The sequence below is a fragment of the Bacillus sp. TH30 genome (genome assembly GCF_016650875.1).
In the GTDB taxonomy this organism is placed as follows: Bacteria; Bacillota; Bacilli; order Bacillales; family Bacillaceae_G; genus Bacillus_A; species Bacillus_A mycoides.
Window position 1 is genome coordinate 1,963,242 of sequence record NZ_JAEKEY010000002.1, and the last position, 15,608, is coordinate 1,978,849.

The 15,608-nt window shown below is 34.4% G+C and carries 15 protein-coding genes and 1 pseudogene; all 16 read right to left on the reverse strand.

Annotated features, from left to right (window positions below; genetic code table 11):
• Positions 1-43: 43 nt before the first annotated feature.
• Positions 44-991 (reverse strand): methyl-accepting chemotaxis protein, encoded by a 948-nt coding sequence (locus JFU20_RS30860; protein WP_483862167.1) that lies wholly within the window; start codon positions 989-991, stop codon positions 44-46.
• Positions 983-2,026 (reverse strand): annotated as a pseudogene (locus tag JFU20_RS30865) (HAMP domain-containing protein); the annotation flags it as partial. The pseudogene JFU20_RS30865 and the gene JFU20_RS30860, both read right to left, overlap by 9 nt.
• A 294-nt stretch (positions 2,027-2,320) precedes the next feature.
• A complete protein-coding gene (locus JFU20_RS12290; RefSeq protein WP_002010417.1) occupies positions 2,321-3,049 on the reverse strand; it encodes a C39 family peptidase in 729 nt (242 codons plus the stop codon).
• Between the two features lie 43 nt (positions 3,050-3,092).
• Complete coding sequence (locus JFU20_RS12295) at positions 3,093-3,914, reverse strand: hypothetical protein (protein ID WP_002010416.1); 822 nt, start codon at positions 3,912-3,914, stop codon at positions 3,093-3,095.
• Positions 3,915-4,149: 235 nt separating this feature from the next.
• Complete coding sequence (locus tag JFU20_RS12300; protein WP_002063722.1) at positions 4,150-5,388, reverse strand: sensor histidine kinase; 1,239 nt, start codon at positions 5,386-5,388, stop codon at positions 4,150-4,152.
• Positions 5,389-5,399: 11 nt separating this feature from the next.
• On the reverse strand, positions 5,400-6,071 hold the full coding sequence (locus tag JFU20_RS12305; protein WP_002091066.1) for a response regulator transcription factor: 672 nt from the start codon (positions 6,069-6,071) through the stop codon (positions 5,400-5,402).
• 212 nt (positions 6,072-6,283) lie between these two features.
• Complete coding sequence (locus JFU20_RS12310; RefSeq protein WP_002010411.1) at positions 6,284-6,988, reverse strand: metallophosphoesterase family protein; 705 nt, start codon at positions 6,986-6,988, stop codon at positions 6,284-6,286.
• Positions 6,989-7,407: 419 nt separating this feature from the next.
• The gene (locus JFU20_RS12315; RefSeq protein ID WP_002010409.1) at positions 7,408-8,784 is read right to left on the reverse strand and encodes an ABC transporter substrate-binding protein; all 1,377 of its coding nucleotides are present in this window, start codon (positions 8,782-8,784) and stop codon (positions 7,408-7,410) included.
• Positions 8,785-8,811: 27 nt separating this feature from the next.
• Positions 8,812-9,633, reverse strand: a complete 822-nt coding sequence (locus tag JFU20_RS12320; RefSeq protein ID WP_002125118.1) for a carbohydrate ABC transporter permease — start codon at positions 9,631-9,633, stop codon at positions 8,812-8,814.
• On the reverse strand, positions 9,630-10,562 hold the full coding sequence (locus tag JFU20_RS12325) for a carbohydrate ABC transporter permease (protein ID WP_002010404.1): 933 nt from the start codon (positions 10,560-10,562) through the stop codon (positions 9,630-9,632). Before JFU20_RS12325 ends, JFU20_RS12320 begins: the two co-directional genes overlap by 4 nt.
• Positions 10,562-11,659 (reverse strand): ABC transporter ATP-binding protein, encoded by a 1,098-nt coding sequence (locus tag JFU20_RS12330; protein WP_002167071.1) that lies wholly within the window; start codon positions 11,657-11,659, stop codon positions 10,562-10,564. Before JFU20_RS12330 ends, JFU20_RS12325 begins: the two co-directional genes overlap by 1 nt.
• A complete protein-coding gene (locus JFU20_RS12335; RefSeq protein ID WP_002010401.1) occupies positions 11,656-12,222 on the reverse strand; it encodes a glycerol-3-phosphate responsive antiterminator in 567 nt (188 codons plus the stop codon). The genes JFU20_RS12330 and JFU20_RS12335 overlap by 4 nt, the downstream gene beginning before the upstream one ends.
• A gap of 307 nt (positions 12,223-12,529) precedes the next feature.
• Positions 12,530-13,210 (reverse strand): GNAT family protein, encoded by a 681-nt coding sequence (locus JFU20_RS12340; protein WP_201038651.1) that lies wholly within the window; start codon positions 13,208-13,210, stop codon positions 12,530-12,532.
• Between the two features lie 217 nt (positions 13,211-13,427).
• A complete protein-coding gene (locus tag JFU20_RS12345) occupies positions 13,428-14,300 on the reverse strand; it encodes an ankyrin repeat domain-containing protein (RefSeq protein ID WP_002167070.1) in 873 nt (290 codons plus the stop codon).
• A 289-nt stretch (positions 14,301-14,589) separates the two neighbouring features.
• Positions 14,590-15,093 (reverse strand): nitrous oxide reductase accessory protein NosL, encoded by a 504-nt coding sequence (locus tag JFU20_RS12350; protein WP_201038652.1) that lies wholly within the window; start codon positions 15,091-15,093, stop codon positions 14,590-14,592.
• A gap of 136 nt (positions 15,094-15,229) precedes the next feature.
• Complete coding sequence (locus JFU20_RS12355; protein ID WP_002010394.1) at positions 15,230-15,484, reverse strand: hypothetical protein; 255 nt, start codon at positions 15,482-15,484, stop codon at positions 15,230-15,232.
• Positions 15,485-15,608: the final 124 nt, after the last annotated feature.

A 15,608-nucleotide genomic window follows, 5' to 3' on the forward strand; every position in this document is an offset into this window, starting at 1 on the left:
ATAAGTAAGGTGATATTATTTTCACCTTACTTATTTGCTGTTATTATACTTTAAATTTACTAGTCATTGCTTGTAGTTCTTCGGCCATCTCAGCTAAGTTTTGTGAAGCTGAACTAATTTCTTCCATCGAATTTACTTGTTCTTCTGTTGAAGCTGCAACACTTTGCATACTAGCTGTATTTTCTTCTGCCGCCGCTGCAATTTCATCAATAGCATTTGTCACTTCATTTGCATCTCCAGCGATTCTCTTCGTTGTTTCTACCATTTGATTAACTTGAGAAACAATATGAGTAGTAGAACTTAAAATTTCTGTAAAACTTACTTTCGTTTTTGTTACAACCTCTAAGCCCTGCTGAACTTCCCCACTCACATTATCCATCGCCTTAACAGTATGTTCAATATCAGCCTTAATTTCTGCAATTAAATTTGCAATCTCTCCAGATGACTCTCCTGATTGCTCTGCTAACTTTCTTACTTCATCTGCTACAATAGCAAAGCCTCGGCCCTGTTCCCCTGCTCTTGCTGCCTCAATAGCCGCATTTAAAGCTAATAAGTTCGTTTGAGTAGCAATGGTTTGAATTGCTTCAGAAATAGCTCCTACCTGCTTTGATTTCTCATCAAGAAGTTTAATAATAGCATCTGACTGGGATACCGACCTAGAAATAGACTGCATTTGTTTTGCGGTTTGTTCAACCAATTCTTCTCCCTCTTCAGCTCTTTCTCTCGCATGTAATGAGGATATGGAAATTGACTCCGCGCTTCCAGTTACATTTTGAATCGCTGTATTTACTTGTTGTAATGTAGCCGCACCTTCTTCAACACCTTGGCTTTGTGATTCAGCCCCACCTGATACTTGTTCCATTGCAATTGTAATTTGATCTGTCGCATCATTCGCTTGCTGTACGCTCGCTGTTAATTCTTCTGCCGATGCTGCAACATGTTCTGCTGAAAAGCTAATTTGGGTAATCACATCTTGTAAAGAGGTAGACATTTCATTAAATGAATCCCCTAATTTTCCTATATCATCCTTGGAGTAAATAGTAATTTTTTCTGTCAAATCCCCCTTACTAATCTTATGTGCCGAATCAGCTATTTTTCGTAATGGCCTTGTAATAGAATTTGTAATGAAATAAATTAATACACTACCAAATGCAATAGCGATAGCAATGACAATCAAAGTTTTATAAAATACTGGATTCGCAGCTTGGGTAATTTCTTCGTCAAACATAACTCCAACTATCTTCCATCCTGTTTTCTCATTTGTTGCAAAGATTAAATTCTTTTTATCATCTTGTTCTGTATAAGATACATTTCCTTGTTTGTCTTCATAAATTGGTTTAATCCAAGGCTCAGTAACCTTTGAACCTGGTTTTCTAGACGGATGACTAACAATTTGCTTATTTTGATCTAAAATAACTGCATAGCCTTTTTCACCAATGTTAATCATTTTTGAAACCTTTAGGATGTTATCCAAATTCAAGTTAATGCCTATAACACCTTTACCATCTTTTACTTCCTTAGCAATTGTCACTACCATATTTTTTGTAGATGCTGATTGATACGGTGCAGTAACAATTACCTTTCCTTTATTTTCATGCGCTTCTTTATACCACGATCTATCTGTTGGATTATAGCCATCAGACATTTGAATAAATGGTTCTCTTATAAACTTCCCCGTCTGCGTTCCAATATAAATACCTTCTACTTCTGGATGAAGCTTTATATATTGTGCTAACTTCGTTCTTACTATTTCTTCTTGTCCATTTGGATATGTATCCTCTGTTAAGATTTCTGCAAAGTACGTCGCATCAACAAATTTCTCTTCTATATTTTGAGAAATAACAGTATTTAAAACTGAAATATTCTCCTTTGCTTTATCTGTCATTTGATGTTCAAAATTTGTTTTGGCAGTTTGATATGAAACACCACCGATAATAAGTCCTGGTATAGTTAAAATAATAAAAAATGAAATGATTAATTTTTTCTTGATACTCATGCTTTTTACCCAATTGAATATATTTTGCATAATAAGCCTCCTTTATGTAATAGAACACTTGTGTAATTTTATACAATCAACATGCATAAAACAACATATAATGATAACATGTAATTTTTTCGTCAATTATGCATTTTTACATATCCGCTTCTCCTAAACATTTTAATCCTAAAAAATAAGAGAACTTTAGCATATATAATAAGCTAAAGTTCTCTTATTTCTTAACAGCTTCTCTTCAAAAAAAATCTGCAAAACTTCTCTTACAATTCCTTAAATCTTTATCCTTCATCTTATAGTTATATAGTTCATGCTCTTCTTCCTAATTTATTTGGAGTTATTTACATAGCTAATTGCCTGGCTCCCCATCTGCACCCATGCCTGTTCAAAGTTTCCTCTTGGCACTTTTACATCTAAGCTATCATCGAGGGGATCTCGAATATATACAGATTCCTTATCGTACCCAACAAGTACAACACAATGTTCATTATACGTAATAGAAACATCCCCACTATTTGTTTCCCATGTAGTAAATTCATCTTCATCTAAAGGAGCATATGTTGCATTCGTAATCATGACTACCGGTTGCCCTGCTTTTACACTCTTATAAATTTCTTCTATACTCTTCCCTGTTAAGTCCACAGCTTTATTAGGTAAATATTTTTTCGCTAACTGAAAAAGTGGTCCGTGATATACACCGTATCCAGATTCAGAAAAGGTATAAATATTCCCTACAAATCCTTCATTCGGATTCCCACGTACACCATCTTCCATAAAATTAACTTTTTTTATTTCATTTGCTAATTTCATCTTATCTACAGAAACACCTGCGTATTGTAACATCATCGCTAAGCTTGTCACTTCGCAGCCTCTCTCTAGCTCTGGTAACTGCTGAATTAAAGGCACATTTGATAACATGACTTTTTCATCGTTATTACTAAACTCTATTCGTTTTTGACTTTGTATACTTGATAATAGTAATCCCTTTACTTTCTCCACATACTCTGTAATCCCATTTGTATATGCACCCCATATTCCTATACATAGTACGGACATACATATATACCACTTCCATTTTCGTATCACTCTCACGCCCTTTTTAATTCGTTAAATACGAATAAAACGCATCAGCATCTGTTTGAATCATCGGTACAAATTTTAGTTCGTTTCCTTTTTCAGGTTGTTCTCGTTTTATTTTTTCCGCTAGCTCTTGAATGCCTATATTCGTTCTATCCATATTAAGCTCATTTGCCATTTCTACTACTTTTTGTTCATTAATTTCTCTTAATACTTGATATATATCTTTGCCGTATAAATCAATATGATATTTTTTTGCTTCTCCCTGCACTTTTTGTTCGTACACTTCTTGTGCTAAATCTTCCATCTCTTTTCCTTTTTGAGAAATACCTAACTTTCCTGCTTCTTCTCTTACTTTCGTTCCATAGATTTCTTCGGCAATGTCTTCTATTTCTTTTCCATTTGTCGAAATACCTAATTTATCCGCTTCATCATTAATTTTAATCGTATTAATTTGAGTAATCAAATTCACAATCGATGTATTATCTATAGATATGCCTAGTTTTGACGCTTCTTGCTTCACTTTTGTTTCATAGATTTCTTCTGAAAGAGTTCCGACATCTTTTCCTTCTGCCGAAATACCTAATTGTTCTGCTTCTCTTCCTACCTCAGTCTCATGAATTTCTTTTTCTAACGTAATTTGTTCTTTCCCATCCGTTTCAATGCCTAACTTTTCCGCTTTTTCTTCCGTATGCATTGCATGTATTTTCCCATCATTTAATTGTTCTTTACTACGCTGCGTGTAATCTGTCTTTCCTTTTTTCATTCCAGAAGGAGAGGCACCCCCTAATATACTTAAACTCATTACTCCAATAGTGAATACCGTCATCATTTTCTTTTGCAAAATTAATTCCTCCCTCTCACGCTTTCTTTTCCCAGCTTTCCCATAATTTTTTTTATACTATACATAAACTTCATCTCTGTTAGAAATAACCTTATGATTTATCCAGTTCATTCAAAAAAACCTTACAGCTTTTCTTTCCATCACAAGCTTCCATGATGTAATACATGATACAAGTTGTTCCTTAACTTTCCCTTAAAAAAAGACGACCTTGTAAAAAACAAGGTCGCCTTCTCACTTATAATCTTTGGTTTTTAGGAAAAATCACTTCAAAACAAGTTCCTTCTCCCCATTTGCTCTCTACCGATATTTTCCCATAATGCTTTTCTACAATCCAATTAGCGATTGAAAGACCTAACCCAGCTCCTTCTGACATACTTCTTGCTTTGTCTCCTTGATAAAAACGATCAAATAAATTTGGAATATCTTCTTCTTTAACTCCTATCCCATTATCTTTCACCCGTATACGAATTGAATTACTCGTTTGTGTGCAATCAATTTGAATATGCCCATCTTCATTCGTATACTTCATCGCATTATCTAACAATATGACCATCATTTGATGGATTCTCTCTCTATCACCCATAAACGTTATATCACGTTCTACTTTTAATATCATCGCTTTTTCTTGATAAGAGGCAATTTCTTTATATGGATTTATAATTTCTTCTAACAACTTATCCAGTTCGAATGTTTTCTTATCCATCTCAATTTGATTAGAATCCGAACGTGCTAACAACAATAAATTGCTAACGAGTTTCGATAGCCGCCTACATTCTTTTGAAATTGTAGAGATATCCACGGCTTTTTCTTCTATCGTAGCAGATGGGGACTGGAATAATACATCCGTTTTTGATTGAATAACTGCAAGCGGTGTTCTTAATTCATGTGATGCATCGGAAACGAATTGCTGCTGTTTCTCCCATGAATTTTGAATAGGTATGAGTGCCCTGCCAGCTAGGAAAAAACCGATACCTATTGCACATAGACTTCCTATGCTACAACCTATTATGAGAATTAAAAATAAAGTATTTAGCATTTCTTCTTCAGCTGTTGTATCACGTACAATTTGAACTATTTTTCCATCTTCTTGAAACGCAAACGTTCTAAAATATCGTCCTTGCACTTCAATATCTTGCAAATCCCCTACCTTTTTGGGAGAAAACTTTTCCAAATCCTCTTCAAAGTTAGAGCGAAATTTATGGTTATCGCCTTCTATCTCCACTATTTTTCCATTCCAAGTTATTATAGTTATCCGTGGGTCTCGAATTTTGATATTCTCTATACGTTTTCTTGGTGGTGGCATTTTAACATCAAATTTTTCTCTATACTGAGTTATCATTTTTATAGATTGATCCACTTCATTATAAGTACGCTTGTATGTGTACGAATAAATAATACTACCTAATACACCTATTAATAGGATAAATACTAACGAATTCAATATAGTTAGACGAATACGTGTCTTTTGAAACATGCTTCCCTTTCTCATTGTTCTTTTAATATATATCCAATACCTCGAACGGTTTGAATATCTTTCTGATAACCGAATGGTTCTAATTTTTTACGTAAATGATGTACATACACTTCTACAATTGCTACTGTCGTATCTGAATCAAATCCCCAAACACGATCGAAAATTTGTTCACGCATTAAAATCTTCCCGCTATTTTGAATGAGATACTCTAGTAGCTCGTATTGTTTTAATGTCAGCTTAATACCTTGTCCATCTACTTGAATGTCTTTATCTTTTCCGAACAATTCAATTCCTTTATAGCGAATGGTCTGCTGTGTTGTTAAACTACCACTTCTGCGTAGTAATGCACGAATTCTCGCTTTTAATTCAGGGGCCTGAAACGGCTTAACAATATAGTCATCTCCACCAAAGTCCAATCCTTTCACTCGATCTTCTAAAGAATCTCTCGCTGTCAAAAACAGGACTGGCGTTTCAATCTTTTCATCACGTATTTTTTGAATCACTTCAAATCCGTCCATTTCTGGCATCATCACATCAAGCAAAATTGCATCATAAATGTTTTGCAGCGCCAAAAACAAGCCGTCTTCCCCATTCATTGCCGTATCCACTTCAAATTCATCACGTAAAATTTGTACGATAGACTCTAATAACGAGGCATTATCTTCTACTACAAGTAAGCGCATATTCTCACCTTCCACAATCTATTTCAACTCTCTTTATTATTGCATCTCTTCTCTTCATAACGAAATAATGTAATCATATTATGTAATTTCATTTTCAACTATTTCCTTCTAAAGTTTTACTCGATATAAAATTTTGAACCTTTATTATAAAGGCTCTTTCTTAAATTTTGCTTAATAAAAAATTGAAAGAAATAAGATTCCTCTTATCTCTTTCAATTTTTTACTACATATACCTTTTTACTTGGCAACTCCAAACAATTTAACTGACCACCATACACAGCCCCGCCATCAATTCCAATAATACGATTACTACCAAAATACACTCCGCAATTCTCACTACCATGAAGCGTTTTTGTTTCCGTATGGCCAAATACAACAACCTTTTCGCCGCTATATCCATTATGAAATTCATTACGGATCCACATTAATGTATATGGTTCTGATTCAGAAACTCGATTCATCGGCTCAACACCAGCATGTACAAAGATATACTCTTCTGTTTCAATGTAATGATCTAATTCTTGAATAAACGTTACATGTTCCTCTAATATATGAGATTGTAAAATCGGTTTTTGGAAGTTTTCCTCATTAACCGCAATGTCTTCTTCTACAAATCCATAGCTATATAACGTTTTATCTCCACCATTCCTTTTTACCCAATGGTTCCATGAACGTTCCTCATCTGTCGTTAACGCCTTAATCATCATATCTTCATGATTTCCCTTTAAAACGAAGGCTCCCTCTTCTTTTAACTCTTTTACCTTTTCAATGACAGCACTTGCATTCGGGCCACGATCTACATAATCCCCCAACAAAATTAGTTGATCCTGTCTTGCATCGTATTGAGCTTCTTCCAATAACTGTTCGAACTTTTCTATTTCTCCATGAATATCACTAATAACAAGTATTCTCTTCATTTCTTCTCCTTCTTTCTAAACCATTCTCTTTCTAATTATAGATTGAAATGAAGGAAATTTCTGAATACTAATCCGAAATAACATTTATTACAAATAAAACTATTATCCTTACAACACTGTAAGTCTCTTGTCATTCAATTCGATAGTTGCAATTACTATATTTCCTTATACTAAAAGTAAGAAATGAAACAAAAAACAAGGAGAGATGAGATATGAAAAAAGTGATGGAAGTTGTAGTAGCGGTGGCAGAGGTTTTCGTAAATGGTAAACAAGTTGCAATGGAGTTAAACAAATAATGAAAAAGACAATATTCGTTCTAGATCCTTTACTCATATAAAAGAGATAAGAGTTCATCATTTCTTTGATCCCTTATCTCCCTATAAAGAAAGCCGTATCCCTCATAAGGATACGGCTTTCTCTTATTTTTGACTCGTACGAGCTGAAATACTAATTGCTCTATCTGTTGTTTTTGCAGCTTCATCTAACGCTTCTTTACTATTTTTCCCGTCATACATTGCTTCTAATGCTTTTACAACTGCATCTCGTGATTCTGGGAATACACTAATTAATGCACCTTGAGTTGCTGGAGATTGCTTCGTTGCTTGTAATTGCTCTACCGTTACTTTTAACTGTGGATACTTTTCATACTGCTCTTTTACTAATGGCTCATTATATGCATCTGGATTAATTGAGAAATATCCTGTTGCTGTATGCCATTTTGCTTGTACGTCTGGCTTCGTTAAATATTTCATAAAGTCCCAAGCACCTTGCTGTGTATCTTCTGAAACCATGTTCGTCATCCATAACGATGCCCCGCCAATAACAACACCATTTTGCTTCGAATCTTCTGGATATGGAATATATGAAACGCCTACATTAAACTTAGAAGCATCAATTAAATCACGAACACCAGCAGAAGAATCTAAATACATAGCAACTTGTCCAGACTGGAACGCGGCACGAATATCATCCCAACTTGCCCCATACTTTCCAAGCGCACCAGCTTTATTTAATTCATCTAACATCCCAAACACTTTTTGACCTTCTTTTCCGTTAAATACTGCTTTCTGTGCAGCATCTTTACGGCCATTTTCATTATCTACATATAAAGCCCCTTGTGTCGCTAACAATTCTTCAAAGAACCAACCATAATTGAGCATAGAGAATCCATACTGCTTTACATTTCCGCCTTCTTTAATCGTTAACTTTTTCGCCGCTTCTTTTAATTCCGCATATGTTTTCGGAGCTTTCTCTGGATCTAATCCAGCCTTTGCGAAAGCATCTTTATTATAAATTAATACTGGTGTAGATGAATTAAACGGCATAGAATACATTTTTCCATCAACTGAATAATAATTCGTAATTGCTTTTTCTAATTTTGATGTATCGTACTTATCTTTTTTAATCCAACTATCGATAGGCGTAATCTTTTTGCTATCAATCATATACTTCGTTGTAATTTCGCTCGATTGAACAAGCGCTGGCGCTTCTTTCGTTGCAGACATCGTTTTAAATTTCGTTAAAGACTCTTCGTATGTTCCTTGGAACTCTGCCTTTATCTCGTATTTATTCTGCGACTTATTATAGTCTGCAACAAGCCCATCTAGTACACCTTGTGTTTTTCCACCCATTGCATGCCAGAAACGAATTACAGTTTTATCACCATTCTTTTCAACTGGAGCTACTTTTGCCTGTGCTTCAGGTTTTCCCTCTGTTTTACTATTTGAACAAGCTGCGCCGGTTAATGCCATTGTGGCTGCCATTAAAAGAGCAGCACTTTTTTTCAATAAACTCATCTCAATCCCACCTTTTCCTATGTATGCTTATTTAATTGCACCTTTTGTTAATCCTTTTTGTAATTGCTTTTGCCCTAAAAATAGTAAAATCAACGTTGGAATGACGATAACCGTAACACCGGCCATTACACTGCCCCAATCAGTTGCAACTTCTTGAGATTGAAGCTGCTTTACACCAATTTGAACCGTTCTTACTTTTTCATCAGTGGTTACTAAGAGCGGCCACAAATACATATTCCACGTTGTTAAAAAGCTATATACTCCAAGCGTAATAAAACTCGTTTTACAATACGGAATTACAACACTGAATAAAAACCTTACATTTCCAATCCCTTCAATAAAAGCAGCTTCTTTCAGTTCATTCGGAAGTGTCATAAAATGTTGACGTAGTAAGAAAATACCGAAAGCTGTTGCAAAAAACGGCACCGTCATCCCAGCAAAACTATTAATCCATCCGAAGTTTTGAATCGTTAAAAAGTTCGGTACCATCGTTGCTTCCCACGGAATAAGCATTGTTGAAATAAACAAGAAGAAAATTAAGTTTCTACCTTTAAACTGAAGAAAAACAAAAGCATAAGCTGCTAAACTGGATACGATAAGTTGTCCAAGCATAACAACTGTCGATACAATTAAACTGTTATATAAGTATGTAAAAAGAGGTACTTTTTGAAAAATATTAATGAAATTATCAAAAGTAAATTGAGTTGGAAATAACCTTCTCATTTGAATATCGTCTGGTGTCATAAAGCTTATTAAAAACGCATACAGTACAGGAAAAAACACCATTACTGCACTAATAATGAGCAGCATGTATAATAGGAAATTTTGTTTCCACTGTTTAACGATCATTTATAATGCACCTTTCTCTCAGCAAACTTAAATTGAAGTAATGTAGCAATAAAAATGAAAATAAATAATACCATCGCTTGTGCACTTGCTGTTCCAAATTGATGATTCACAAATGCCTCTTTATAAATCGAGTACACAATTAAATTCGTTGCATCATTCGGTCCACCGTGCGTTAAAATATCAATTTGTCCAAAGCTTTGGAATGCACTAATTAACGTTACTGTCACGATAAAAAATAAAGTTGGTGATAGCATCGGTAATGTAACGCGGCGAAGCTTATGTAAATAACTAGCACCATCTATAGATGCACTCTCATATAAAGACGTATCAATATTTTGTAAACCACCTAATATAACTAAAAATGCAAATCCTGTATTCACCCAAACCGTTGTAACCGATACAGAAAACAGTGCCCATTCTGGACTCGTTAACCATGCGATTGCAGGAAGATTCATAGAGGCTAATATATTATTAAATAACCCTACACTTGGATGAAATAAAAATAGCCAAATCACTGCACTAGCAGCTACTGATATTCCCATCGTTGAAGAAAACAGTACTCGGAATAACCCAATCCCTCTTACTTTTTCATTTGCAATTAATGCAAGAAATAAGGCGAATACAATGCTAGTAGGCACTGTATATAAAACAAATAATAAAGTTGACTTTATACTTTTGTAGAAAGCAGGATCCGAAAATAAATATTGATAATTTTCTAAGCCAACGAAAAGATTAGCTTCTCCGTGTATATCTGTTAAATAAAAGCTATAGTAGATCGTCCTAAACAATGGATAGAAAAGAAAAATTGAAAATAACAAAATAGATGGCGCCAAAAACAATAATCCTATTCTTAAATCTTTCGTTCTGCCCCATAAACTCTTCTTTTTTGACACTGTTGTTTGAACTGGTAACTTACCTACTTCAATCATTATTTCGCCACCACTTTCAACTCTTCTTCAGCCACCACTTTTAATCGTTCATTCGTATTTTGGTGAAAGAAGCATAGTTTTTCTTGCGAGAATAATAATTTTACTTTGTCACCTTTGTTCAGGAGTAACTGTCCGATGGCTTTCGCACTCCAAGTTGTTCCATTTACCGCAAAGTTTAATATAGATTCATTCCCTAATACTTCTACAGATTGCAGCGTCACTTCTTGTCCTTCCTCAGACAGTGCAATATGCTCAGGACGCATACCTATTCGAATAGTTCCTTCTGGTAATTGCTTTAGCTGTCCAATAGATAATGGGATTTGCAATTGCCCTATATGTAATATGCCTTTTTCTTTATCCACTTCCCCATCATTTATATTCATAGAAGGAGAACCTATAAAACTTGCAACAAATTCGTTTGCTGGTTCGTTATATATATCAAGCGGTGTTCCAACTTGTTGTATACTTCCTTTATTTAAAACCATAATACGATCTCCCATAGTCATTGCTTCTATTTGATCGTGAGTAACGTAAATCATCGTAATTCCTAATCGTTGCTGAATTTCTCTAATTTCAATCCTCATCTGTGCACGTAATTTCGCATCTAAATTCGAAAGTGGTTCATCCATTAAACAAATCGGTGCTTGACTGACGATGGCCCTAGCAAGTGCAACACGCTGTCTTTGTCCACCTGATAGTTGCCCAGGCTTCATTTTGACATATTCCTTCAACCCTACCATCTCAACAGCTTCCATCAATCGTTTTTGTCGTTCTTCTTTCTGTACTTTTCTTACCTTAAGTCCAAATAAAATATTTTCTTCTACAGATAAATGTGGGTATAGCGCATAATTTTGAAATACCATTGATAGATTACGATCTTTTGGCTCTAAATCATTTGCAACATGTTCATTAATAATTAAATCTCCCGAAGAAATTTCTTCTAAACCAGCCAGCATTCGTAATAATGTACTTTTTCCACATCCCGAAGGTCCAACTAAAACAAAAAATTCTCCTCTTTTAATATGAACTGATACGTCTTTAACTGCTGTCTCTTCCGCATTTTTATATACCTTTGAAACATTTTTCAATTCAATCACAAGGTTGCACTCCTTTTTTCTTCTTGTATCCACACTTCATAATGACTCGTTGAAATTGCACTTGCTCCTGCACGAATTGCGATTTCTGCATCCTCTCGCGTTTGAATCAGCCCACCTGCAATAATAGGGAATTTTATTTCCTCCGCTAGCTGTTTAATAATAGAAGGCATAATGCCAGGCATAATCTCTACTGCATTCGGTTTAGTCGTTTTACAATTTTCAATTGATTTTGTAAGAGATAAAGTATCAACAATAAAAATGCGTTGAATCGTTTTCAATCCAATTTTATTGGCATTTCGAATTGTCGAACCCTTTGTTGAAATAATACCTTGTGCTCCGATAACATCTTGAATATACAAAAGAGCTTCCTCTGTGTTCGTATTTAAGCCTTGTATAAAATCACAATGAAGAAATACATCATGTCCATGTTTCTGTAATTCGTATACACGCTCTGGTAACTCCAGCATTGAACCAGTCATAAGAAAAACTGTTTTCGGTAATTTTTTGTATGTTTTGTACCCTTTCCAATCCTTTATCATCGCAATATAAGGTTCTTTAAACATTCATTCCACCTAGCTTTTCTATTTTTATCCAAACTAAAAACACCTACTTACATAGAACACCTTTCTCCTTATTTGAACTCTAGGGAATAGAGCACACCTAAGAAAGTGGCACGTTATATGTAAGCGGGTGTTCTCAAATGTTCTCTACCCTAATTATTTTGTTACCTTTACTATATTACGCATTTATTAAGTCAGTTTTGATAAATTGTTAATTAGGTGTTAATCGAATGTTAATATTCACCATATTATTTTTACAATAATCTAGATATACGAATAAACTCCAACAGAACACAACAATGTTTAAAATTCAATCAATATGTAAATTCATTCCATAGTTAATGAGTTTTAGTTTTCTCGCCACTGCTTGTGAAGCACAATTATCCCAAGAAGTACTATAAAGCGGAATGTGCTTTTCCTCTTGTATTGATATTGCCCAGGCTGTAACGACATCAGCACCATATCCATTCCCTTGAAACTCCGCTAAAGTTTCCACACTTTCCTCAGCAGCTACGGTCGTACTTCTGGCACTGCAACATATAGAAACTACCTTTTCATTTTTTACAATTGCAAAATAAGGTTGCCTCCATTCCATCTGTTCTATTAGATTAGGGAAATTTTCTCGCAAAAGCTCTTTATTTTTCTCTGTTATTTGTATCGCCCTAGTCGGCTTATTTAAATTATTTGGAAACATGTAAGCAAAACCTATCCAAATATTCTCCACCGTTCTCTCATCATTTAATACTTTAATAATCTTTGCTATCTCTATGTGATTTGAGCGTTCTCGAATTAATTTCTCAATCTTACTTATCATTTCACTATCCAGGTTATAATGATATCTCGTTATATTCCCTTCACGAGTTCGGCCAAGAAAAAAACGCGGCGCTTTCAGATTTCCATTTTCATTTACACTCTTTATTCTTCCTACTTGATTATGAACAAATAAAACCTCTGCCTGAATTGCTATTAACTCAAGTTCTGAAAATTTCATTTGTAGCCTCCTTAGTTACTATGTATATAAATTCCATCTAGTAAAGCTTTATAGAATACGCACATAAGAATTCCTTATCTATTCCTCTTTTTAAATAATTTTTTCAAAACAAAAATCCCATTCAAATACACATTACTGAATCCATCATATACTAACTGATTTCTTCATTCTGTCTATCTAAATGGGATTATTTCGTATTTTTTATTTCTTCAGCTTGTTATTCCGCCAGTTGTGGTTGCGGCTGTACTACTTCATTCGCTCCAGCTATCCTCAACATATTCGCAATATCTTTAAAACCTCTTTTTTCAGCATACTGCAGCGGCGTAATATTTTCCTTATTGGCCATATTTACATCTGCCCCGTGGTCAATAAGCATTTGAATTACTTTCTTATGACTTTCACTACCATTTCCTAATACAATTGCTTCTAATAAAGCTGTTCCACCACGTTCATTCTTATAATTCACATCAATATCTGTATGCTCTAATAATTCTTTAACAACCTCTACATGGCCACGCTCAGATGCAGAAATAAGTGCTGTTCCACCTGACTTAGTCGTTTCCTTCGTATTAACTCCTGCATTAATTAATACTTTTACAATATCCGTATATCCTTCTCTACTTGCATAAAGAAATGGATTGCTTTGTTTTTCGTCTTGAATTTCAATATCAGCACCCGCACCAATTAATGCTTTAACTGTCTCTACATGATTTTGATACGTCGCTGCAAGGACAGGCGTTTCTCCATTGTCACCTTCTACATTGATATTCGCTCCATCTTGGATCAGCTTCATAGCTGTTTCTGTGTCTCCAAGCGTCGCAGAAAGTAGCAACTGTTTGTCCATTAAATTTATACTTTTTTCTTCTTTAGATTCTTCCTGTTCTTTATGCTTTTCTTTTTTCTTTTCGTTTTTCACATGAACCGGTTTTGATTCTGGCTCTTCTTGCTTATCGCAAGCCACTACCGTCATTAAAAGTCCTAATAACATACATAATAAAATTTTTTGTTTTCTCACAACTACAGCTCCTATGAAAGATAATGTTTTCTTAACCATTCCTCCATCACATACAATAACTCTTCTTGAGTACATTTATCCATAAGCCCTTTAGATTCCTTCTTTAATCGGATTATCTTAAACTTATACTATGTTTCTCAACCTATTGGAATGATACGCCTGATGGCCTCATCATTAACATTATGAAGCAATTAGTTTAGCACGTTTTTACCGCATTTGTATACATTTCTAAAAAGTACATAAATGATTGCTTTAGGTTACTATATTCCATTGTAACCGTTCTTCTAAAATTTTTACACCTTTTCTATATTTGCACCTGAGTAATAATAGAAAAAGACAACTATATAGTTGTCTTTTTCTATTATTAATGATGCCCACCGTGATTCCCTGTTTTCGGTTTTCCCATCATCTCTTTATTCATTTCCCATTTATGCTCTGATAGCTCTTTATACGAAAGAACTTTCCCCTTATAGTTAGATACAAAACTCTCTGCATCTTTTTTATTTTTAAATGAAATGACATTATAAGCCATCGGTGTCGTTATTGTTTTATCATATACGTAAGTAGCATCTTCCAACGAAACCCAATCTTTCGAATCATAATCTCGAACAAATTTTTCTTTCGTCTTTTCACCTGAATTGATCTCCATCCATTTATACATGCAACCGATATCATCAAACTTTAACGCTTTTCCACTTTCTAAAATGATTTCTGTTGCAAATTGATTATCCATTACCCCGATTTGGCAAATATCACATTTATCATGTTTCTCATTAATTGCCACAGCTTTTATTTCCTGTTTTCCACATCCTACTGCCATAAAGATGAAACATACACATATAACAAGTACGACATATTTTCCCCTCATTAATATTCCTCCCTAAAAACCGTATACTCCACGAAAAGAATAGCAGAAGGTTGTGTGAGATTTGTGAAAAAACAATGTTCTTTTTGTAATATAAGGAACAAAAAAGAGATGTGCAGTTACTTCTACACATCCCTCATCATTCACAACCAGTAATTAATAAATCATCTTCCAGCTTAACTAATAATGTATCCGTATCAATTTCCTGTCCAACTTCTACATTTACTAATCTTATATTTCCACTGATCCCTATCCCGATTTTCTCAAGCTCACCATCGTGCTTTCGAATCATCATTAATTTTTCCCATTCATATACGTAAGAGGATTCATTAATAAAAATCTCCTCTACTTTGCCTTTACATGAACTATAAATCTCTTCTATTCTTGTTTCCATTCAAAATCTACTCCCTACTTCACGCGCTTCTCGTTTTCACCTTATTCTACCATTCTTGTACGAAGGCATTTATCTTTTTAAAAATTCAAAATTACCTCATGAACAAAATGATCAAAATAAAGAT